This is a genomic window from Arcobacter sp., assembly GCF_050300555.1.
Taxonomy (GTDB): Bacteria; Campylobacterota; Campylobacteria; order Campylobacterales; family Arcobacteraceae; genus Arcobacter.
Window position 1 is genome coordinate 1 of sequence record NZ_JBNKXY010000089.1, and the last position, 828, is coordinate 828.

Here is an 828-nt window from a genome sequence, read left to right on the forward strand (position 1 = left end):
CATCTTCTTGTTTGGTGTCCGAAGTGTACACCACATTCTAATAGGTCTTTCATTGTAACCATGTTTTTTCCTTGTTTTATGTTTATTTGGGTTTAGCCTCTGTGCCCCTTAATGTTTTCACACAACCCAGACTAGGATTGACACATGTGAGGTTTCTATAAAAATAGAACCGTGATTTTATCTAAGTTAACTTTAATTTTTCTTGAAGTGTATATTTTTTAACAAAAAATAATTCCACATCTTATTATATATAATAAAAAAAATAAAATTAAATATAAACAAGTTTAAATATAACATGCTGTTTAACTTAAAAATTTTATTTAATTTATTTCTAGAAAAAATAAAACTTGTTTTAACCAAAATAGGATCTAAAAATTTTTTTAAAAAAATAGTTTTAAACAGTATATAGTCATTAAAACATAAACACAAAACAGACCCCTGACCTTTAAAACCATCAAAAATAGGTTTTAATTTTAAATTATATTTAATTGCTATACGGTGGTTAGAGTTTTGTAAAATATTAATTAAATATTTTTTATTTAATACTTGAGTTCTACATATATAAACATATTTATAATTTTTTAAAAGACTTTGAGTTTTTTTTTTTTTTAATAATTTTCACTTTATTTTTTTTTTTAAAATAAATTATAAAAAAAATACTAGCTTGTTAATGGATGAAATCAGCCGTATATATACTAGCTTGTTGCATTTTCTTCTTTTCTTTTTATTTTTAAGAAAAATTAATACAACAATTAAAATAAGAAGAAAAACACCAAAAGCAATAGTAATTAAAGGGAAATAAGTTGCCAGATAATCAGTCTCTCCAAA

At 22.2% G+C, this 828-nt stretch carries 1 protein-coding gene; it reads right to left on the reverse strand.

What is annotated here, in order from left to right:
• Nucleotides 1-645: 645 nt before the first annotated feature.
• Nucleotides 646-828 (reverse strand): hypothetical protein (locus ACQY5W_RS13060; protein ID WP_428025411.1); only part of this gene is annotated, 183 nt, incomplete at its 5' end.